Below are 20614 nucleotides of genomic sequence, written 5' to 3'. Positions count from 1 at the left end.
GCGGCGACAGGACGACCGAGCCCCCGCGGCACCGGGTCACCGCCCGAACCCGCGGGAGATGGGGGCAGCATGAGCACGAGCACCGCGAGCACGACCGATAGCAGCAGCGAGACCGGAGGGGCCGCACCCGGCCGCCGGCCGACACCACCGCTGTTCCGCCGGGGCGAGGACTTCGCCCCGCAGCTCGGTGACGCGGCGGTCGAACGGATCCAGGGCCCGTTCGGTGAACCGGTCTGGGCGATCACGACCTGGGCCGACGGGCGCGCGGTGCTCAGCGACGCCGAGCGCTTCAGCCGCGAGCAGCTCGATCTGCAGGGGGTCGACAGCCCGGAGGAGCGCCGTCGGATCCGCGCCGGGAACATGCTCACCCTCGACCCGCCGGACCACACCCGGCTGCGGCGCGCGGTCACCGCCGAGTTCACCGTCAAGCGGATCCGCAACCTCCGCCCGCGGATCGAACAGATCGTGGACGACCATCTCGACCGGATGGAGGCGCACGGCTCGCCGGTCGACCTGACCGACGCCTTCGCCCCGGCCATCCCGTCGCTGGTGATCTGCGAGCTGCTCGGCGTCCCGTACGCCGACCGGCACGACTTCCAGTCCCGGGCCGCGACCATCATCGACTTCACCCTGCCGATGGAGACCCGCCGCCAGGTCTCGCTCGAGATGCGCACCTACATGCGCGAGCTCGTCCAGCAGCACCGGCGCGATCCCGGCGACGACCTGCTCGGCCGGCTGATCACCCGGCGCGGGTCGGGCGACGACCCCGACGACCTCGACGACGACGAGCTCGCCGGCCTCGGCAACCTGCTGCTGATCGCCGGTCACGAGACCACCTCCAACATGCTCGCGCTCGGCACGCTGGTGCTGCTCCGGCAGCCGGACCAGCGCCGACTGCTGGTCGAGCACCCGGAGAACGTCGACGCGGCGGTCGAGGAGCTGCTGCGCTACCTCAGCGTCGTCCACATGGCACTGCCGCGGGTGGCGACCACCGACGTCACCATCGGCGACGTGACCATCCCCCGTGGTGACGCGGTCGTGGTCTCGCTGCCGGCGGCCAACCGCGACCCCGAGCTGGTCGAGCACGGCCGCGACCTCGACCTCGGCCGCGCCCCCACCAACCACATGGCCTTCGGTCACGGCATCCACCACTGCCTGGGCGCCCCGCTGGCCCGTGCCGAGATGCAGATCGCCTTCCCGAGGCTGTTCGCCCGGTTCCCGGACCTGCGGCTCGCGCTCGACGACGACCCGGACTTCCGGACGGAGACCTTCATCTACGGCGTGCGGTCGCTGCCGGTGGCCTGGGGCCCGATCGATGCAGCGGACGAGACGGCGGACACGACGGCGGAGGTGGCTCGGTGAGGATCCGTGCCGACCACGACGTCTGCATCGGCGCCGGCAACTGCGTGCTGAGCGCGCCCGCGGTGTTCGACCAGGACGACGACGGCCTCGTCGAGCTGCTCGTCGACGAGGTGCCGGACGACGAGCGGGAGGCCGCCGAGGTCGCGGTCCGACGCTGCCCGTCCGGGGCGCTCACCCTGGAGGACTGAGGCAGCCGCCGGCCCGCGGGCGACCGCGATCGTCCGGGAGGTGCGCCCGGGGTCGTCCCGGAAACGATCTTGACCAGGCGTTTCGTGCGCAACCGCGGTCGAGAGGCGACTCGGACCCCTCGGTGGCCCTACGATGACGCCAGGACGGAGGCCCGGTCGCGACGCCGGACACCGTCCGTGCGACGACCCGACCTCAGGCCATGTCCCCTTCCGTGGCGCGGACTACAGCTCAGGAGAGTGTGTAGTGGTGCAGACAGGCCGCTCCGCGGTGCGGCGACCCCGGCCGGCGGTGCGGTGAGCCCGCGGCACGTCCTCGTGGTGGACGACGACGACTCGATCCGCGAGGTGGCCCGGATGACCCTCGAGCTGGTCGGCGGCTGGCAGGTCAGCGTGGCCAGCTCGGGAGCCGAGGCGTGGCAGAAGGTCCGCGAGCTGCGACCCGATGCGATGCTGCTGGACGTGATGATGCCGGGCATGGACGGACCGACCACGCTGCAGCGGATGCGCGAGGACCCCGACACCCCGGACGTCCCGGTGATCATGATGACCGCCAAGGACGTCCCGATGGAGCAGCGGCGCGAGCTGGGGCTGGCCGGGCTGATCGCCAAGCCCTTCGACCCCTTGACCCTCTCCGACCAGGTCTCGGAGATCCTGGGCTGGTCGGCGTGAGCGACCCGGGCGACCAGCTCCGCGACCGGCTGCGGATGATCGCCGAGCAGGCGCACCGCAGCAACCTCGAGCGGGCCGAGCAGCTCGGCGCCCACCTGCGGGCGCTGGCCGCCGGACGGCTCGACGAGGAGGGCCGGGCGGAAGCCTGGCAGGTCGCCCACAAGCTGGCCGGGTCGGCCGGGACCTTCGGCTACCGCCGGGCCAGCGACCTGGCCCGGAGCATCGAGCACGCGCTCCAGCGCGGCACCTCCGAGGTCGAGCCGCTGACCCGCACCCACGCCGAGCTGGTGGCCGCCCTCGCCGCGCCGGCGGACGAACCGATCGACTGAACGCTCGGTCGCGGTCGACGGGTCAGCCGGCCAGACCCGCCTGGTAGGCGATCACCACCAGCTGCGCCCGGTCGCGCGCGCCGAGTTTGATCATGGCCCGGCTGACGTGGGTGCGCGCGGTGGCGGGGCTGACCACGAGCCGTTCGGCGATCTCGTCGTTGTTAAGGCCCTCGCCGACCAGCCCCAGCACCTCGCGCTCGCGCTCGGTCAGCTCACCCAGCCGGGGGTGCGGAGCCCGACGCCGCGGGCCACCGGCGAACGAGCCGATCACCCGGGTGGTCACCGAGGGCGACAGCAGCGCGTCCCCGGCCGCGGCCAGCCGGATCGCGCGGAGGAACTCCGCCGGTTCGCTGTCCTTGATCAGGAAACCGGCCGCGCCGGCCGAGAGTGCCTCGAACACGTACTCGTCGAGCTCGAAGGTGGTCAGTACCACCACGCGGGTGTCGGCGCAGTCCGGGTCGGCGGTGATCGTCCGCAGTGCGGTCAGCCCGTCGGTGCCGGGCATCCGGATGTCCATCAGCACCACGTCGGGCTGGTCGCGCCGGGCCAGCGCGACGATCTCCGCACCGTCCTCGGCCTCGCCGACCAGCAGCAGGTCGTCCTCGGCGTCGATCAGCGCCCGCAAGCCCATCCTGACCAACGGCTGGTCGTCGGCGATCGCCACCCGGATCGGCGCGGTCACCGAGGGGCCCGCAGTCCGGCGTCGGAGCCGACGGTGCCCGGCGACCGGTCCCCGGCGGGGCCGGTCGACGGTCCGGTCGTGCTCGGCACCGGCAGCTCGGCGCGGACCCGGAACCCGCCGCCGGGCTGCGGACCGGCCTCGAGACGCCCGCCGAGAGCCCGCGCGCGCTCGGCCATGCCGGCCAGACCGGTGCCGTCCGAACCGGCCGTCGGGCGGACCGGCGGACCGTCGTCCGCGATCTCGACCACCAGCGCGTCCCCCGTCGGCGTGCTCAGCCGGCTGAACCCGACACGGGCGGTGGCCGAGGTGGTGTGCCGCGCGACGTTGGTCAGCGACTCCTGGACGATCCGGTAGGCCGCGAGGTCGACCGCGGCGGGCAGCCCGGCGTCCGGGTCGCGGACCTGGTCGACGCCGTCGAGCTCGACCCGACGGCCGGCGGCGCGGTAGCCGGTGACCAGGTCGTCCAGCCGGGCCAGCCCGGCGGTCGGGCGCAGCGCGGGCCCGAGCCCGGCCCCGGTGGCGAACCCGGCGTCGGTCGTGAGCCCGGGGCCGTCCGGCTGACCGCGGAAGACGGCCAGCGTGGCCCGGAGCTCGTCGAGGGCGTTGCGGCTGGTGGTGCGGATGGCCTGCAGCGAGGTCTCGACCTGCTCGGGACGTCGGTCCAGCAGGTGCAGGGCCACCCCCGCCTGCATGGTGATCACCGACAGGCTGTGCCCGACGACGTCGTGCACCTCGCGGGCCATCCGCAGGCGCTCCTCGGACACCGAACGCCGCAGCTCGAGCTCACGGGTCCGCTCCCGTGCCTCGCGCCGGTTGCGCAGCACCAGCCCGATCAGCGCCGGCAGCACCATCAGCGCGATGCCGAACAGCAGAGCGGACCAGAAGGCGGGGTCGGTCAGGCCGAGTCGTGGCTCGGCGACGAAACCGCACCAGACGAACGGCACCAGCAGGCCGACCCAGCCCACCCAACGCCGCGGCGGGACCGCGCGCGCCAGCGCGAGCAGGGTGAGGGCCGGTCCGAGCATCACCGGGCCGAGCGGGGCACCGAGCAGCAACGTCCCGGCTCCGGCGGCGACGGCGATCAGGTAGCCGGCCCGCGGGCGCACCCGACGCACCGCCACCGCAGCCGCCAGCACGATCACGCAGCCGAGCAGCGGCCACGACGGCGTCGTCCAGAACGCGTCCGGGCCCCGGCCGCCGAACCAGGGTGGCCCACCGCCGCGGTGGGTCGTGGGGAACGGCCGCAGCCGGTCGTCGGGCGTCGGCCCTCCGGCCGTGGCCATCGCCGCGGAGACGAGGGTGAGGAGCCCGACCAGGACCCCGAGCGGGACGTCGAGCAGCAGCCGCCGCGGCCGGCCGGTGCTGGTCATCGGTCCTCCTCCGTGCCGGTGCTCGCCTCGCCCCTCGGGGAGCGTAACCGTGCGGACGCCTCGGGACATCGGCGTCGACGCGTAGCCGGTCTACGTCGGGTGACGTAGCAGAGGTGTCGCCCGACGGCCGATGTCCGCGAGGGGCCCGCCGCCGCAGAGTGGTCGGCATGGAACACGCACATCCGTGGGGCAACACCCCACCAGGTCCCTTCGGTCCGGACGGACCGCACTTCTTCCTACCCGCCTTCGGAGGTCTGATGTTCATCCTGTTCGCCCTCGCGCTGATCACCGCGTTCGTCCTGATGCGGCGCGGCGTGCTGCCGACCCCGTCCTGGATCGGGGAGCGTCGCCCGTCGCCCGAGCTCGAGGCCCGCCGGGTGCTGGCCGAACGGTTCGCGACCGGTGAGATCGGCAGCGACGAGTTCCTCGAGCGGGCCAGCGTGCTCAACTGGACGCCGGGCGTCGAGCCGGTGACCCGCCGCGGCCGACGCCGCTGAGGGCGTCGTCGATCATCGTGCGGCGGCGCGCGTCGTCGGGTCGGCCGGCACCGCGGCCAACCGCATCGACGGGATATGCGCAGTTGGTCCGATCCGTACCCTGGAAGCACATCCCGACGACCGCGTCGCAGCACCCGGAACAGGAGTGATCATGTCGATCAGTCAGCGGATCAAGGCGTTCCTCGACAGCCCGCGCGGCCGGCGTCTGGTCGAGCGCGGCCAGGCCGAGCTGTCCAAGCCGGAGAACCAGGTCAAGATCAGACGGACGCTGGACAAGATCAGGAAGCGCTGAGCCGTCAGCCGGTGCGGGGCCCCGCGGCCACCGTCCGGGTCACCAGATAGGACCGGTCGCGGGCGACCAGCTCGGTCCGCCCGACCCGCCGGAGCGCGGGGAGATACGGCAGGTGGCTGTTGTAGACCAGCCACAGCTCGCCGCCGGGCCGCAGGACGCGCCCGGCCTCGCTGATCATGGTCAGCGCCGGCGCCGAGTCCTTGGCGGTGCCGCGGTGGAACGGGGGGTTGCTGACCACGAGATCGGCCGATCGGGCGTCCTGCTCGCCGAGTCCGTCCTGGCGGACCACGGTCACGGCACCGGACAATCCGTTGGCGGCCATCGTGGCCTCGGCCGACCGGCAGGCCGCGGCGGACTCGTCGATCGCCAGCACCGGGCGGTGCCCGAGCCGGGCCACTGTCGCGGCGAGGACCCCGGTCCCGCAGCCCAAGTCGACGGCGGCACCCGCCGTGGGCCACCGGTCGCGGGTTCCGAGCAGCAGCCGGGTGCCGGCGTCGAGCCGGGCGCCGGCGAACACCCCGCCGTGGGCCACCACCGTGAGATCGAGCTCCTCGACCGCCCGGCGAGCCGGGAACCGGTCCGGGTCGACGTCGTCGCGGGGCTCGCTGGCCACGAGGACCCGGAACTTCCCGCGGCCGCGGCTGGCCCGCACGGAGCCGAACGACCGGCCGAGGACGTCGTTCATCGACCGGGACAGGTGGCGGTTGTTGCCGACGCCGAGCAGCACGACGTCCTGCTCCCCGTGGGCGGCGGTCATCGTCGCGAGTTCGTCGAGTGCGTCGAGCGACGGCGGGATCCGGTGCAGGACGACCCGGGCACCGTTGACCGCGGACCGCGGGTCGTCGACCGCCCTGATCCTCGGGTCCGTCCCGCCCGGCTGCCGGACCAGCCGCTCGTGTTGCCGCCGTTCGTCGCTGAGTCGGTCGTGGTGGACGACGACCGCCTCGGGCGAGAGCCGCTCGACGGCCGCTCCGGGCGCACCGGGGTCGAGGTCCAGGCAGGCGAGCCATCCGCCCGTCCGACCGCTGGTCTCGGCGGCCACGTCGAGCAGGAGCCGTTCGGCGGCCGGGAGCGCGTCGGGTCCGTCGTCGACAGTGCCGGTGCCGGGGTCTCTGCCGTCGGGCGGGAGCGTGGCGTCCACCGGACCATTCTCGCGGCTGGCGCTTCCGCACGGTCCGGCAAGCAAGTTAGGGTGACCTAACCATGACGACCTCTCCCGCTGTCGACCCGACCCGCACCACCGGCTCTCAGGCCGGCGCCGCCTCTCCCGCGGCCGCCGCGCTGACCGGCGCCCCCGCGCCCGGGGGCAGGGCGAAACCGGTCCGTCCGGTCTGGTCGGCCACGGTGGTCCGGCGGGAGACGCTGAGCGACACGATGGTCCGGGTGGTGCTGACCTCGCCGCAGTTCGCCGACTTCCCCGAGCTCCCGTGCACCGATCACTACGTCAAGCTGATCTTCCCGGCTCCCGGCAGCGGGCTGGTGTGGCCCTTCGACCCGGACGAGGTGCGGGCGACGCGGCCGTCGGAGGAGTGGCCGGTGACCCGCACGTACACCGTGCGGTGGTTCGACCGGACCCGCAACGAGCTCGCCCTGGACTTCGTGGTGCACGGCAGTGCCGGTCTGGCCGGGCCGTGGGCGGCGGCGGCCGAGCCGGGGGACCGGATCGGCTTCCGGGGCCCGGGCGGTGCCTTCGTCCCCGAGCCCGCGTCCGGGCAGCTGCTGATCGGCGACGAGGCCGCCCTGCCCGCCATCGCCGCGACTCTCGACCGGTTGCCGGCCACCACTCCGGTGCTGGTCCTCGCCGAGGTCGGCGGCGAGGGGGAGCGGATCGCGCTGCCCCGTACCGGCCCCGAGGTCGAGGTGCACTGGATCCACCGGGACGGCGCGGCCTACGGCGAGCGGCTGCTCGCGGTGGTCGACGCCCTGGCGAGCCCGGAGCGGGTGGCGCGACTCGGTGCGCAGCCGCAGGCCTTCGTGCACGGGAACGCCGAGATGATCAGGGTGCTCCGCCGTCACCTCTTCGGCACCCTCGGTCTGCCTCGCGGGCGGGCGTCGGTCTCCGGCTACTGGCGGCCGGGTCACACCGAGGACCGTTGGCAGGCCACCAAGCGCGATTTCAACGCGGCGATGGAGGCCGACGTGATCACGGCGACCGAGGCACCCGGCGCGGCCTGAGCCACCGCTGCGGGCAGTCGGAACGGTCTCCCGTTCCGCCCCACGCGGGCGCCCAGACGACTATCCTCGCCCCGTGCATGCCCTCGCCTACGGCGCCGTGACCGATCGCGGGAGCGTGCGCGCGATCAACGAGGACAGCATCCTGGCGCTGCCGCCGGTGTTCGTGGTCGCGGACGGCATCGGGGGCAACGAGGCCGGCGAGGTCGCGAGCGCCATCGTGGTCGAGGAGTTCACCGCCCTCGCGCAGCACGACCGGATCGATCCGGACGACGTCGCGGCGACCCTCGAGACCGCGCACCAGCGGGTGCGCTCGCTGCACCAGGGGCGTCCCTTCGGGGCCTGCACCACCGCGGTGGGCGCGGTGGCGATCGAGGACGGACCGAGCTCGTACTGGGTGGTGTTCAACGTCGGCGACAGCCGGATCTACCAGCGGGGTGCCGGCGAGGGCACCCTGCGGCAGATCAGTGTCGATCACTCGCACGTGCAGGAGCTGGTCGACGCGGGCCTGATCACCGCCGAGCGCGCCCTGACCCATCCCGAACGCCACGTGGTCACCCGGGCGGTCGGATCGGACGACGGCTGTGTCCCCGACTTCTGGGTGCTGCCGATGGTGCCCGGTGACCGGCTGGTGATCTGCTCCGACGGGCTCTTCGGGGACACCGCGCCGGACGAGCTCGAGGCGATCAGCGCCACCGCCGGTCCGCCGACGGCGGTGGCCGATCTCCTGCTCGCCGCGGCGTTGCGGGACGGGGCCCGCGACAACGTCTCGGTGGTGGTGGTGGACGTGCTCGCCGAACAGCGGGCGACCGATGGAAGTGACCGGCAGCATGATCACGACGGCCACGGGCCGGGGTGGAACGATCACGAGCGCCGCGACGGTGATCACCGGACCGGTGATCACGACGGTGCTGATCATGAGAGTGCTGATCATGAGGGTGGTGATCACCTCAGCGCGGGTGCGGGCGAGGATGATCATCGGGACGAGCGTGACGAGCACACCGTGCGGATCGACCGGGACGGGGCCGGTCGGGAGCGGCCGCTGACGAGCACGGCGAGAGGAGGCGGAGCGTGAGCAGCACCGACGCGTCCGCGAACGAGGGCTGGCGGAGTCGCTGGCGGCTGACCTACACCGGCGGCGACTGGCTGGCCCTGGCCGGCCCGTCGGCCGCCGTGCTGCTGCAGCCGGCTTCGGCGCAGTGGTCCGAGCTGATCGGCACGATCTGGGAGGACGTGCTCGCCGCCGAGGGGATCGAGGACCTGCTCGCGCGGATGGCGGCCTTCCGGCTGGAGGGGATGCCGAGCTTCGCCGCGCTGTTCTGGGGTCCGGACGGAGTGCGGTCGCTGGCCCGCGGGGCGATCCGGTTGGTCGACGCCGACACCGGCGACGTCCTGCTCGACGGCGCCGGGGTGCAGACCTGGACCGAGGCGTCGCTGCGCAGCAGCACCCGGGTGCGGATCACCACCGGGGCCGGCCCCACGGCCGACCCCGCGCTCGAGCTGCCCTTGCTGATCGGAGCCGCGGCCGTCTCGGAGGTGATCGTCGAGACCGGCCCCCAGCGCCAGGTCGGCACCCGGCAGGGCGCCGTCGCGGAGGCCGCGCCGGCGGAGCCCCACCCCGAACCGGTGCCGGTGCGGACCAGCGCCGACCAGGCGGTGGGTGCGAGCGTCGCGCCGGAGACCGACCCGAGCGCACGGACCGCCGCGCTGCCGACTGCTGCCCTGCCGCCCGCCGAGGAGCCCTCGTCCGCCGATCCGTCGTCCGCCGAGCCGTCGTCCGAGGACCGGCTGGCGGAGGAGGGGCACACGATCATCGCCCCGTCGCTGCCCGGCGCTCCCGCAGCGCCCGGTCCGCTGGCGGTGCCGACCGCGGCCTATCCCGCGCCCACCGCTGAGGACGACGACGAGCACGGTCACACCCTGCTCGCACCGAACCTGCCGGGTGGCCCGATGCTCCCGCCCACTCCGGCACCCCGCCGGGTCGTCGCGGTGCTCCGCCCGTCGAGCGGCGGCCAGGTCGAGGTCGACCGGCCGGTGCTGATCGGCCGGGCGCCGTCGGCGAACCGGGTGTCCGGCGGTCAGCTGCCGCGGCTGCTGACCGTGCCGAGCCCCAGCCACGACATCAGCCGCACCCACCTCCAGGTCGCCCCGGGTGACGGCCAGGTGCTGGTCACCGACATGAACTCGACCAACGGGACGCTGGTCACCACCGCCGACGGCCGCCGGCTGACCCTGGAGCCGAGTGCGCCGGAGCCGCTCGACCCGGGTGCGGTGATCGATCTCGGCGACGGCGTGACGATCGTGGTCGAGCCCGCGCCGACCGAGGCTCTGGACGGCGGCGCAGACCGGTGAGCGTCCCGGTGGCGCAGGCCCGCGGCGGCGCCGCGGTCGGACTTCCCCCGGGGGTGCTGCTCGGTGACCTCGGCCGCCGGGCTGCTGCCTTCGGCATCGACCTCGCGCTGCCCGTCGTGCTGCTGGTGGTGGCGCTGGTGGTCGGTTCGCCGCTGGTCTGGTTGGTGGCCGGCGCGCTGTCGGTGGCGTGGTGGCTGGTCTGCGCGTCGTTGTTCACCAGCCGGGCTGCGGGACCCGGGATGCTGGTGCTCGGGCTGCAGGTGGTGGCGCTGCGCAACGGACGCCCCCTGACCTTCGGCCGGTTCCTGCTCCGCAGCCTGGTGCTGCTCGGACTGACCGTCACCGTGGTCGGACTGCTGATCATGGTCTTCCAGCTGGTCCAGCAGCGTCGGCGTCAGGGCTGGCACGACCTGGTGGCCGGCTCGGTGGTGATCGTCCGGCGCGCGCTCGCTCCGCGGCGGCCGCACGGCCGCACGGCGACCGCGCCCCAGGCGGCGGGTGAACCGGGGGACGAGCCTGAGCGCGAGGCAGCGCCCGAGCCGGACAGCCCGGCTCCGACCGCCGTGCACCCCGCGGTCGAGGACGAACCACGCTCCGTGACCACCACCGGCGTCCTGCTCACCGAGGACGACGTCGACCGTCCGGAGCCGGCGGTGCCCACGGGGGAGTCGGCAGAGTCCGGCACCGCCCAGGGCCGGGGCGGAAGTGCGCCCGACTCGGACGCGACCCGGTCCGAGCCGGACGCGTTCGATCGTGACGCCGAGGTGGTCGACCAGCCCGGACCGGCATCAACCACGGACGAGCACGCACCCGAGGAGCAGGACGCCGCGGCGGAAACGCCGGTGCCGGCCGTGGTGCCGGGGCCGACCGGACCGGCGGAGCCCGACGTCTCGGAACCCTACCGGGTCGAGCAGGAGCCGGGCGAGCAGGAGCCGGGCGATCTCGAGGTCCCGGCAGACGCCGGACCGGCCGAGGGGCCAGGTGCGGACGAGGACGAGCGTCCGGCGGACGAGGCACCGGACCCTGCCGCCGACGAGCTTCTTGCGCCTCCCGCAGAACCCGCTGCGGTCGTCGGCGCCCCCGCACCCGACGACGTCCGCTCCTCGCCGGAGGAGGAGCCGGTCACTCCGGGGCCGGTCGCCGCCGTGCCGGACGAGCGGGAGACGACCCCCACCGGCCCGCTGCGGTTGGTGCTCGACGACGATCGTCCGCTCGAGCCGAGCCCGCTGACCCTGCTCGGCCGCAACCCGCAGCCCGGGCCGGACGAGGCGGATGCCGTGGTGGTCAAGGTGCGCGACCAGGCCCGGACCGTGTCCAAGCTCCATCTGGCGATCGTCGTCGACGCGACCGGGAGCTACGTCGTGGACCGCGAGTCGACCAACGGGTCGGCGGTCACCACCGCCGACGGCAGCTATCACCTGCTGACGCCCGAGGTCCGCCGGCGGCTGGCGCCCGGCGACGTGATCGCCTTCGGCGACCACCGGATCACCGTCCGCGCCGACGGCTGAGCGCGACCGACCCGGCCCTGGACGACCGCGGGCGACGGGTCGCGTCCCACTAAGGTCTGCTCATGCTGCTTTCGGACCGGGACATCCGCGCCGGGATCGAGTCGGGGCAGATCGCCCTCGACCCGTACGCCCCCGACATGGTGCAGCCGGCCAGCATCGACATCCGGCTCGACCGCTTCTTCCGGGTCTTCGAGAACCACCGCTATCCGCACATCGACCCGGCCGAGGAGCAGCCTGAGCTGACCCGGTTGGTCGAGCCGGAGGGCGACGACCCGTTCATCCTGCATCCCGGCGAGTTCGTGCTCGGGTCGACCTACGAGGTCATCACCCTGGGTGACCAGGTGGCCGCCCGGCTCGAGGGCAAGTCGTCGCTGGGCCGGCTCGGACTGCTGACCCACTCGACCGCCGGCTTCATCGACCCCGGCTTCTCGGGGCACGTGACGTTGGAGTTCTCCAACGTGGCCACGCTGCCGATCAAGCTCTGGCCGGGGATGAAGATCGGCCAGTTCTGCTTCTTCCGGCTGTCGTCAGCGACCGAGCAGCCCTACGGGTCGACCGGGTACGGCTCGCGCTACCAGGGTCAGCGCGGTCCGACGCCGAGCCGGTCGGCGCTCAACTTCCACCGCACCCGGATCTGACCGAGCGTTCGGCTCGTAGACCTTCGGGTCCCCTCACCGGCGCGGCTCCTGCTCCCACGGGCTCTCTCTTGCCGACGTCGCACCCCTCCGGTCCACCTCGCACCGTGGAGGGCGTGGTGCGACGTGCTCCGCGGCCCTCTCCTGCACGACGTCGCACCCCTTCCGGCCCACCTCGCACCGGTGGGGCCGTCATGCGACGTGTTCCCGGGGCCCTTGCCTGCACGACGTCGCACCCCTCCGGGTCACCTCGCACCGTGTAGACGTGGTGCGACGTGGTCCGGAGGGGTGCGAGGTCGGATTCGGGCTGGCCGAGGCGGGGCGGGGACGCCGGCCGGGACTCGCGGGTCGAGCGTGCCGGGCCTCAGGCGCGGTGGACGGTGATGTCGCCGCTGGCCGTCCGGGCCCGGACGGTGAGGTAGGCGTCGCCGGCCTCGGGACCGGCGTCGGCGTCCAGGCCGATGTCGATGCTCCCGGAGACTGCGCTCAGGTCGAGCCAGACCGGCAGCCCGTCGGCGACCCCGACGGTCAGGTCGCCCGAGGCGCTGCGCAGGTCCACCGAACCGGTGGTCGACGGCACCGTGATGTCGCCGGACGCAGTGTTCGCGGTCAGGCCGCCGCTGAGCGTGTCGACCCGGATGTCGCCGGACGCCGACTTGGCCTGCACCTGGAAGTCCGCCTGCTCGACCACGATGTCGCCCGACCCGGTGGTCAGCCGGGCTTCCCGGCCGCGGAGGTGGCCGACGACGATGTCGCCCGACCCGCTGGTGCAGGTCAGCTCGTCGACCTGACCGACCCCGAGGTCGCCGGACCCGGTGGTCAGCCGGACCCGCGCGGCGGACGGCTCGATCCGGACGTCCGCCGAGCCGGTGGTCACCGTGTACTCCAGCCCGTCGGGGACGTGCAGTTCGAGGAACGCCTCGGCGGTCCGCCCCCAACTCCGCGGCAGGACGATCCGCAGCTGGTCGTGGACCGGCCGGATCTCGGTCTCGGACAGCAGAGTGTCGTCGGTGGAGTCGAGGGTGCCGCGGACCACGTCGTCGCTGCCGGGCAGCACGGTCACCGCGCCCGCCCCGAACCGGTCGATGACCAGGTGCCGGATCCCGGCGTAGTCGAGATCCAGGCTCATCGGACCCACCCCTGGACCCGGCCGCCGTCGCTGTGCGGACCGTCCTCACCGGGGAAGCGGCCGGGCTTCGGCGGCTTCGGGGGCTTCGGGGGACGCGGGCCGCGGTGCGGGCCGGCCTCCCCGAAGGGCCCGTGCGGGCCGAAGACGCCGTGCCGGCCGAACACCCCGCCGGCCTCGGCCAGCTGTGCGACCTGACCGAGCCCGCGGGTCCAGGCGGCCTGCCCCTTCGTCATGGCCAGGTGGCTCAGCACCGCCTGGGTGAGCCAGGTGTTCGTCGACACCCCGGCCTCGTCGGCGGCCCGGTCGACCTTCTCCTTGACCGAGACCGGCAGCCGCAGGCTGATCCGCGCGGTCGGTTCGTCGGCGTCGCTCTCGGGCTCGGACTGGTCGTCGTCGGCCTCGCCCTGCGGGGCGGCGGGGGCGGTGAGGATGGTCGCCTCGGCGCGCTCGCGCGGCTGGTCGACGACGAACGTGGGTTCGCCGTCGGTGACCCGGACCTGAACGGACCCGGGGGCCAGTTCGGTGCTGATCTCGGCGGCGGCGTCGGAGAGCGCTCGGATCAGCGCCAGCCGGGTGGAGGAATCGACCGCGTCGGCCAGGCGACCGGCGATCTGTCGGGTGTGGTCATCGGCCAGGCTGGCCGCGCTGGTGACGCCGTCGTGAACCGCGTCGACATAAGTGGAGAGCTGCATGGCACTACTGTGACATCACGATGACGTCATGACAAGAGCCTGTGACGTCACACTCGCAGATTCATGACGTCAGAGCGACGCCACGCAGTGCTCAGCCGAGTAGCGGTGCCACCTCCTGGCCGAGGAACCGGACCAGGCCGGGAAGGTCAGGCTCGTCCTGGGTCGGCTGGAAGACCACCCGGGTCACCCCGAAGCCGTGCAGGGTGCGGACGGTCGTGGCGACGGTGTCGGCGTCACCAGCCGCCGACCGACCGGGTGCCGGCTCGTTGAACCACCGCCGCACCTCGTCCTCGGCCCGCTGCTCGGCGCCGGCGCCGGTGGCGACGATCAGGCTGCTGACCACGGGGCGGTCGGCGCCGCCCTCGCGGTGGGCGATGTCGCACGCCTCGCGGACCTGGTCGTAGCTGAGGTCGGCGGCGAGCAGCAAGCCGTCGCCGAGACGCCCGGCCTGAGCCATCGCCCGCGGCCCCTGGCCGCCGATCATCAGCGGCGGAGGCGGCGACGGCGGCCAGTCGAGCGCGACCCCGTCGAGGGTGACGTACCGGCCGCTCGTGGTGACGGTCTCACCGCCGAGCAGGGCGCGGAGCGCGGTCGCGTACTCCTCGAGCAGCGTCAACGGGGAGGCGGCGCGGGCGCCGACCTGGGCCATCCAGTCCTGGACGCCGTGGCCGATGCCCGCGATCAGCCGACCGGGGAACGCCCCCTCCAGGGTGGCGAACTCCATCGCGGTCAGCGCGACGTTGCGCAGCGGGGTGGGCAGCAGGCCGATCCCGACGGTGATCCGCTCGGTGCTGGCCAGGGCGATCCCGGCCGAGGCGACCCCGCTCTCCTTGAAGCAGTCCTCCCAGACCCACAGGTCGTCGAGTTCGGCTTCCTCGACCGCGCGGGCCAGCGGGACCAGCTGGGTGGGCGCCATGGTGGGGACGAAGCAGACCCCCAGCTTCGGGCGGCCGGGCACCGCCGGGGTCTGGGTCGTGGTGTCGGGCGGTGGCGTCGTCATGGCCCGATCCTGCCCGGTGCCACCGACAGTGTCACCGCCCGGTCAACCGCCGCCCCGCGCTCGGTGACCGGTTCAGGCGGTCGGCGTGGAGCCGCGGCGCACCGACTCGAGCAGCAGCTGCGAGACGTCGAGCACCTCGACCGACGCCGGCGCGCCGCCGTCGGCCTGCCGTGCGGTCACCCCGTCGGAGAGCATGACCCGGCAGAACGGGCAACCGGTGGCGATCGCCGCCGGGCCGTCGCCGGCCGGACGCAACGTCTCGAGCGCCTCGTCGGTGCGGTTGAGGTTGATCCGGGTGCCGAGGTTCTCCTCCATCCACATCCGGGCTCCGCCCGCGCCGCAGCAGAACGACCGCTGCCGGTTGCGTGGCAGCTCGGTGACGGTGCTGCCGGGCAGGGCGCCGAGCAGGTCGCGCGGGGGGTCGTAGACCTCGTTGTGACGGCCCAGGTAGCACGGGTCGTGGTAGGTGATGGTGCGCCCGGCGACGGAACCCTCCGGCGGGGCCACCGGGGTCAGCCGGCCCTCGCGGACCAATCGGTTGAGCAGCTGGGTGTGGTGGACGACCTCGACGGTGACGCCCAGCTGCGGGTACTCGTTCCGGAGGCTGTTGAGGCAGTGCGCACAGCTGGTCACGATCTTGGTCGCCCGCGCCTCGGTGAGCGTGGCCGCGTTCTCCATCGCCAGCTGCTGGAAGACGAACTCGTTCCCGGCCCGTCGGGCCGGGTCGCCGGTGCAGGTCTCGCCGTTGCCGAGCACCGCGTAGGTGACGCCCGCGGTGTGCAGCAGCTCGGCGACGGCCTGGGTGACCTTGACCGCGCGGTCCTCGAACGCGCCGGCGCAGCCGACCCAGAAGAGGTAGTCCACCCCGGTCAGGTCCTCGACGTCCTCGCCCACCACCGGGACGTCGAAGGGCAGACCCTTGGCCCAGTCCATCCGCTTGCGCGGGCTCATGTTCCACGGGTTGCCCTTGCTCTCCAGCCCCTTGAACAGCCCGGTGAGCTCCTTCGGGAACTCCTCGGCGAGCAGCACCTGGTGCCGACGCAGCTCCATGATGTGGTCGACGTGCTCGATGTCGACCGGGCACTGCTGGACGCACGCGCCGCAGCTGGTGCACGACCAGAGGACGTCGGGGTCGATCACCCCGACCGCCCCGTCGGTGACGGCGATCGGGCCGGCGTGCGCGACCTCGGCCGGCGACGGCGCGCGGGTGTCGAGCAGCGCGGCCGGGCCGGCGCCGTACCCGCCGGCCGTGGCCCCGACCAGCGGCCGCTCGGCCTCGCGTCGGACCTCGTCGGGCAGGCCCGCTCGGGCCTCCTCGGCCGCCTGCAGCCAGGGCGCCTTGGCGTAGGCGTGGTCCCGCAGCGAGGTGATCAGCAGCTTCGGCGAGAGCGGCTTCTCGGTGTTCCAGGCCGGGCACTGGCTCTGGCAGCGCCCGCACTCGGTGCACGAGGTGAAGTCGAGCAGTCCCTTCCAGCTGAAGTCCTCGACCTTGCCCACGCCGAGCGGGGTGGCCTCGAGGTCGAGGTCCTCGAGCTGCTCGAAGTCCAGCGGCTTGCCCTCGACCAGGATCGGCGGGAGCGCACCGAGGGCCGGCCGACCGGACGCCTCGCGCTTGAACCAGATGTTCGGCCAGACCGTGAACCGGTGCCAGGCGACGCCCATCGTGGTGTGCAGGCCGAGCACGACGAACCAGGCCATCGAGATGACGATCTTGAGCGCGGCGACCAGGACGATGCCGGTCTGCAGCGAGGCGATGCTGATCCCCTGCGGCAGCAGGAAGTTCGTGAACGGGAAGTGCCAGCGGCTGGTCGCCGACCCCAGCAGCTGGTACTCCATCGCCCGCAGCGCGAGCACGCAGAGCACGATGCCGAGGATGGTGAGCTCGACGTAGACGGCCTGCCACTGGGTCGAGCCGAGGAACCGGGAGGAGCGCCCGCGTCCGCGTTGCCGGAGCCGCAGCACCATCAGGAAGAGGATCGAGGCCAGCCCGAGCCAGGCGATCAGCTCGGCGGCCCACTCGTAGACCACCCAGTGCCCGATCACCGGCAGTGCGAAGGCCGGGTCGAACAGCTGGCCGTAGGCGGTGATCAGGGTGAGGAACAGGGCACCGAAGGCGACGAACACGAACCAGTGGGCGGCGCCGACGGCGTTCCACTGGAGCATCCGGGTGTGTCCGATGGTCTCGGCGAGCAGGTGCTTCCACCGGTCCGCGGGGCGGTCGGAACGTCCCGGCGCCGGTCGGCCGAGCCGGACCACACCGACGATCGAGGCGGCGGCGCGCGCGAACAGCGCGACGCCGACCACGGAGACGGCCAACGCGATCACGACGGCGACGACCTGCACGGGCTGTCCCTCCACATCCGCGGACACCGGTGTCGGTCTCCGCTCGGCCACAGTCTGCCCGGGACCCCTGACACCCGGGCCGATGTCGGGGACGACACCGCAGCCGGCCGGCCGGACGGCTCGATGTTACTCGTGGGTAACCACCGGCGGCCACCACCGACGGCCGTCGGCCCCTGCCGGTCGCCCGCATGCCCGGGCGGCCCGTGCGCAGGGCCACGCCGTGAGCGGTCGGACATTTGTCTGAGGGATTGGCTAGGGTCGAACGCACGACGTGCCGACCGGCGCGCAGTGCCAACGGGGCGGGTCGACCACGACCGGCCGGGTTCCGAAGACAGCGGACGCTTGCGAGGTTGGGCGTGATCGAGTTCGAGTCAGTCAGCAAGACCTACCGGGACGGCACCACCGCCGTCGAGGACCTGAGTCTCCAGATCCCCTCGGACAAGGTGACCGTGATCGTCGGCCCGTCGGGTTGCGGCAAGACCACCACGCTGCGGATGGTCAACCGGATGCTCGAACCGTCGCGTGGTCGGGTGCTCTGGGACGGCAAGCCGATGAAGTCGCAGCGCAAGACCACGCTGCGTCGGCAGATGGGCTACGTGATCCAGAACGGTGGGCTGTTCCCGCACCGGACGGTGATCGACAACGTGACGACGGTGCCCGGGCTGCTCGGCTGGGACCGGAACAAGTCGCGCAAGCGGGCCCTCGAGCTGCTGAACGCCGTCGGCCTGGACCCCAAGCTCTACCACCGGTTCCCGGCGCAGCTCTCGGGCGGCCAGCAGCAACGGGTCGGGGTGGCCCGCGCGCTCGCGGCGGACCCGATCGTGCTGCTGATGGACGAGCCGTTCTCGGCGGTCGACCCGGTCGTGCGCGCCGACCTGCACGAGCTGCTGCTCGGTCTGCAGGGTGAGCTGAGCAAGACCATCGTGATGATCACCCACGACATCGACGAGGCGATCAAGCTCGGCGACCAGGTCGCGATCCTGCGGGTCGGCGGCAAGCTCGCCCAGTTCGGCACCCCGCAGCAGCTGCTCGACGAGCCCGCCGACGGCTTCGTCGAGGGCTTCATCGGTCGCGACCGCGGTTACCGGGCCCTGTCGTTCGAGTCGGCGGCGAGCCTGCACCTCGACCGCGTCCGGGTGGTGCGCGACACCGACGGCGCCGCCGGGGACGAGCCGGTGCTGGTGGTGGACGGCGACGCCCGGCCGATCGGCTGGCTCGACCACCGTCGCCCCGGGCAGGTGCTCGGGCTGGGCGCCACCTTCGACCCCGAGGCCGACACCCTGCGGGCGGCCCTGGACTCGGCGCTGACCTCGCCGGTCGGGCTGGCCGTCGCAGTGAGCCACGAGAGCGGCGGGCGCTACCTCGGTGTCGTCTCCGCGTCCGACATCCTCAGCCAGATCACCCAGGGTCGGGCCGACATCGCCGAGCAGATCTCGGACCGGCAGCAGAGTGGCCCCGACGGCAGCCAGGCCGGCGGGGCCGACGAGCAGGGGGCGAGCGGGGCGACGGCCGCGGGCGGGCTCGCGGCGCTCGGGTTCGGTGACCAGGAGGGCCTGGCCACCGACGAGAGGGCCGACGGGTCCGGACCGACCGCTGAGTCGACCGAGCCGGCCGTCGACCCGGGTGTCGATTCGAGTGCTGACCCGGACGTCGACCGTGGCGTCGACCATGACGTCGACCAGGGGACGTCGACGACCGATCACGGAGGAGACGCTGTGAGCGACGACCAGCCCGACGGTGCGGTGCTGCCTCCGGAGGAACAGGCCGAGGAACGGCGTGGGCTGGGCGAGACCCAGTCCGACCAGGTCGAGCACGTGCCCGATCCGACCACCGAACCCGCCGGCGGCGAGCGGCACGATCCCGAGCACGCCGACCGGGCTGCGCCCGCGGAGCAGCCGGCCCCGGACGAGGAGGCCGACCCGGGGGAACAGGGCGAGCCGACCCTGATCCGCGCTCCGGTCGAGGAGCCGACGGCCCCGGAGGGCCGCGCCCGCGAACCTGAGCACGGCGAGGGCATCCGATGAGCCCTGACTGGGACTGGCTGGCCCGCAACACCGGGATGATCCTCCGGCTGCTCGGACTGCACGTCGTCCTCTCGGTGCTCCCGGTGCTCATCGGTCTGGTGCTGGCCATCCCGATCGGGTACCTGGTCAGCCGGTGCGGTCCGCTGGCCAACGCGATCCTCGCCGTCTGGGGCATCATCTACGCGATCCCCTCGCTGGCGCTGTTCGTCGCGATGCCGTCGATCCTCGGCACCAAGATCCTCGACCCGGTCAACGTGGTCGCCGCCCTGGCGGTCTACGCGCTCGCGCTGCTGGTCCGCAGCGTGGTCGACGGTCTCCGTTCGGTGCCGGCCGAGGTCAAGCAGTCCGCCACCGCGCTCGGCTACGGCTCGACCCGGCGGTTGCTGCGGGTCGAGCTCCCGCTGGCCATGCCGGTGATCTTCGCCGGTCTGCGGGTGGTCACGGTCTCGACGATCTCGCTGGTCACCGTCGGCGCGCTGATCGGCCTGGGCGCGCTGGGCGACCTGCTGACCTACGGGTTCAACTCGGCCTTCTACACGCCGGTGCTGACCGGCATCGTGCTGGTGGTGGTCCTCGCGCTGGTGGCCGACGCGGTCATCCTGCTGCTGCAACGCGGGCTGCTGCCCTGGTCGAAGGGGGTGCGGACCGCGTGAACCTCTTCAGCTTCCTCGAGAACGCGCAGAACTGGACCACCGCCAGCGGCGCGATCCCGTACCGGCTCGGCGAGCACCTCTTCTACACCGTGGTCTCGGTGGCGATCGCCGCGGTGATCGGCATCCCGCTCGGCATCCTGGTCGGGCACACCGGTCGCGGGAACTTCGTGATCATCGGCTTCACCAACGCGGCCCGGGCGATCCCGACCCTCGGGTTCGTGATCCTGATGGTGCTGCTGCTGAGCTCCGGGGCCGTCCCGGTGCTGATCGTGCTGGCGGTGCTGGCGCTGCCCCCGATCCTGACCGCCACCGCGGCGGGCGTCGCGGGGGCGGACAGCAACGCGGTGCACGCCGCCCGTGCGCTCGGCATGACGCCCGGACAGGTGATCAGCAAGGTGGAGTGGCCGCTGGCGCTCCCGCTGGTCCTCTCCGGCGTCCGCAGTGCCACCCTGCAGGTGGTGGCCACTGCGACCGTCGCCGCCTACGCCAGCGCGGGCGGGCTCGGCCGCTTCATCGTCGACGGTCTGGCCAGTCAGGACTACCCGCAGATGTTCGCCGGCGCGCTGCTCGTCGCGCTGCTGGCGATCGTGCTCGACATCCTGCTCGGCGCCGTGGTCGCCGGGCTCCGCCGCCGCGCGCGACCGACCTCCGACCGCAGGGTGGCGGTCGAGGTGTCGGCCGCGGCCTGAGCCACGAGCGGGTCCGCCCGACTCCTTC

Annotated in this window: 21 protein-coding genes; 14 read left to right on the top strand and 7 right to left on the bottom strand. The window is 73.4% G+C overall.

The features are described from left to right. Positions 1-69: 69 nt before the first annotated feature. The 4 genes from FHX74_RS05125 (at position 70) to FHX74_RS05110 (ending at position 2548) form a co-directional block, all read left to right on the top strand. Positions 70-1362, top strand: a complete 1293-nt coding sequence (locus FHX74_RS05125; RefSeq protein ID WP_182559056.1) for a cytochrome P450 — start codon at positions 70-72, stop codon at positions 1360-1362. Further along, entirely contained in the window at positions 1359-1550 is a 192-nt protein-coding gene (locus FHX74_RS20675) for a ferredoxin (protein WP_182559055.1), read from the top strand. Before FHX74_RS05125 ends, FHX74_RS20675 begins: the two co-directional genes overlap by 4 nt. 294 nt (positions 1551-1844) lie before the next feature. Further along, entirely contained in the window at positions 1845-2219 is a 375-nt protein-coding gene (locus FHX74_RS21010; protein ID WP_182559054.1) for a response regulator, read from the top strand. Further along, positions 2216-2548 (top strand): Hpt domain-containing protein, encoded by a 333-nt coding sequence (locus FHX74_RS05110; RefSeq protein ID WP_182559053.1) that lies wholly within the window; start codon positions 2216-2218, stop codon positions 2546-2548. Before FHX74_RS21010 ends, FHX74_RS05110 begins: the two co-directional genes overlap by 4 nt. 22 nt (positions 2549-2570) lie before the next feature. Here the strand turns inward: FHX74_RS05110 and FHX74_RS05105 are convergent, their stop codons facing one another. Both FHX74_RS05105 and FHX74_RS05100 read right to left on the bottom strand, forming a co-directional pair. Further along, entirely contained in the window at positions 2571-3179 is a 609-nt protein-coding gene (locus tag FHX74_RS05105) for a response regulator (protein WP_220483631.1), read from the bottom strand. A 47-nt stretch (positions 3180-3226) separates the two neighbouring features. Further along, the gene (locus FHX74_RS05100) at positions 3227-4600 is read right to left on the bottom strand and encodes a sensor histidine kinase (RefSeq protein WP_220483558.1); all 1374 of its coding nucleotides are present in this window, start codon (positions 4598-4600) and stop codon (positions 3227-3229) included. 167 nt (positions 4601-4767) lie between these two features. Between FHX74_RS05100 and FHX74_RS19810 the strand changes: the two genes are divergently transcribed. Then, the gene (locus tag FHX74_RS19810; protein WP_220483557.1) at positions 4768-5097 is read left to right on the top strand and encodes an SHOCT domain-containing protein; all 330 of its coding nucleotides are present in this window, start codon (positions 4768-4770) and stop codon (positions 5095-5097) included. A gap of 151 nt (positions 5098-5248) precedes the next feature. Beyond that, positions 5249-5389, top strand: coding sequence for a hypothetical protein (locus tag FHX74_RS05090; RefSeq protein ID WP_182559052.1), 141 nt, complete (start codon positions 5249-5251; stop codon positions 5387-5389). Positions 5390-5393: 4 nt separating this feature from the next. Here FHX74_RS05090 and FHX74_RS21005 read toward each other — a convergent pair whose 3' ends face one another. Continuing rightward, the gene (locus tag FHX74_RS21005) at positions 5394-6530 is read right to left on the bottom strand and encodes a class I SAM-dependent methyltransferase (protein WP_182559051.1); all 1137 of its coding nucleotides are present in this window, start codon (positions 6528-6530) and stop codon (positions 5394-5396) included. 62 nt (positions 6531-6592) lie between these two features. On the opposite strand from FHX74_RS21005, the gene FHX74_RS05080 reads away from it, so the two are divergent. From FHX74_RS05080 to dcd, 5 genes are all read left to right on the top strand, one after another. Continuing rightward, positions 6593-7564: a siderophore-interacting protein gene (locus FHX74_RS05080; protein ID WP_182559050.1), complete on the top strand. Its 972-nt coding sequence runs from the start codon at positions 6593-6595 to the stop codon at positions 7562-7564. Between the two features lie 73 nt (positions 7565-7637). Next, positions 7638-8636, top strand: a complete 999-nt coding sequence (locus FHX74_RS05075; protein WP_182559049.1) for a PP2C family protein-serine/threonine phosphatase — start codon at positions 7638-7640, stop codon at positions 8634-8636. After that, positions 8633-9913 (top strand): FHA domain-containing protein, encoded by a 1281-nt coding sequence (locus FHX74_RS21000; RefSeq protein WP_220483556.1) that lies wholly within the window; start codon positions 8633-8635, stop codon positions 9911-9913. Before FHX74_RS05075 ends, FHX74_RS21000 begins: the two co-directional genes overlap by 4 nt. Continuing rightward, entirely contained in the window at positions 9910-11421 is a 1512-nt protein-coding gene (locus tag FHX74_RS05065) for an RDD family protein (protein ID WP_182559048.1), read from the top strand. Before FHX74_RS21000 ends, FHX74_RS05065 begins: the two co-directional genes overlap by 4 nt. Before the next feature lie 62 nt (positions 11422-11483). Further along, a complete protein-coding gene (gene dcd / locus FHX74_RS05060) occupies positions 11484-12059 on the top strand; it encodes a dCTP deaminase (RefSeq protein WP_182559047.1) in 576 nt (191 codons plus the stop codon). 361 nt (positions 12060-12420) lie between these two features. Here dcd and FHX74_RS05055 read toward each other — a convergent pair whose 3' ends face one another. The 4 genes from FHX74_RS05055 to FHX74_RS05040 all read right to left on the bottom strand — a co-directional run bounded on the left by FHX74_RS05055 (position 12421) and on the right by FHX74_RS05040 (position 17220). Beyond that, positions 12421-13185 carry a DUF4097 family beta strand repeat-containing protein gene (locus FHX74_RS05055; protein ID WP_182559046.1) on the bottom strand — a complete coding sequence of 255 codons (765 nt, stop codon included), beginning with the start codon at positions 13183-13185 and terminating at the stop codon, positions 12421-12423. After that, on the bottom strand, positions 13182-13877 hold the full coding sequence (locus tag FHX74_RS05050; RefSeq protein WP_182559045.1) for a hypothetical protein: 696 nt from the start codon (positions 13875-13877) through the stop codon (positions 13182-13184). Before FHX74_RS05050 ends, FHX74_RS05055 begins: the two co-directional genes overlap by 4 nt. A gap of 91 nt (positions 13878-13968) precedes the next feature. Next, positions 13969-14877 (bottom strand): LLM class flavin-dependent oxidoreductase, encoded by a 909-nt coding sequence (locus FHX74_RS05045; RefSeq protein WP_182559044.1) that lies wholly within the window; start codon positions 14875-14877, stop codon positions 13969-13971. 72 nt (positions 14878-14949) lie between these two features. Continuing rightward, complete coding sequence (locus FHX74_RS05040) at positions 14950-17220, bottom strand: heterodisulfide reductase-related iron-sulfur binding cluster (protein ID WP_182559043.1); 2271 nt, start codon at positions 17218-17220, stop codon at positions 14950-14952. Positions 17221-17576: 356 nt separating this feature from the next. Between FHX74_RS05040 and FHX74_RS05035 the strand changes: the two genes are divergently transcribed. Genes FHX74_RS05035 through FHX74_RS05025 form a run of 3 tightly spaced genes read left to right on the top strand, consistent with a single transcriptional unit; the run spans position 17577 to position 20586 of the window. Beyond that, the gene (locus FHX74_RS05035; protein WP_328823644.1) at positions 17577-19244 is read left to right on the top strand and encodes an ATP-binding cassette domain-containing protein; all 1668 of its coding nucleotides are present in this window, start codon (positions 17577-17579) and stop codon (positions 19242-19244) included. Then, on the top strand, positions 19241-19897 hold the full coding sequence (locus FHX74_RS05030; RefSeq protein ID WP_182559042.1) for an ABC transporter permease: 657 nt from the start codon (positions 19241-19243) through the stop codon (positions 19895-19897). Before FHX74_RS05035 ends, FHX74_RS05030 begins: the two co-directional genes overlap by 4 nt. Beyond that, positions 19894-20586 (top strand): ABC transporter permease, encoded by a 693-nt coding sequence (locus FHX74_RS05025; protein ID WP_182559041.1) that lies wholly within the window; start codon positions 19894-19896, stop codon positions 20584-20586. Before FHX74_RS05030 ends, FHX74_RS05025 begins: the two co-directional genes overlap by 4 nt. Positions 20587-20614 lie beyond the last annotated feature (28 nt).

It is taken from the genome of Microlunatus kandeliicorticis, assembly GCF_014137855.1.
In the GTDB taxonomy this organism is placed as follows: domain Bacteria; phylum Actinomycetota; class Actinomycetes; order Propionibacteriales; family Propionibacteriaceae; genus Microlunatus; species Microlunatus kandeliicorticis.
The sequence above is the reverse complement of the archived record's forward strand: the minus strand, read 5'-3'. Positions and strand labels throughout refer to the sequence as shown.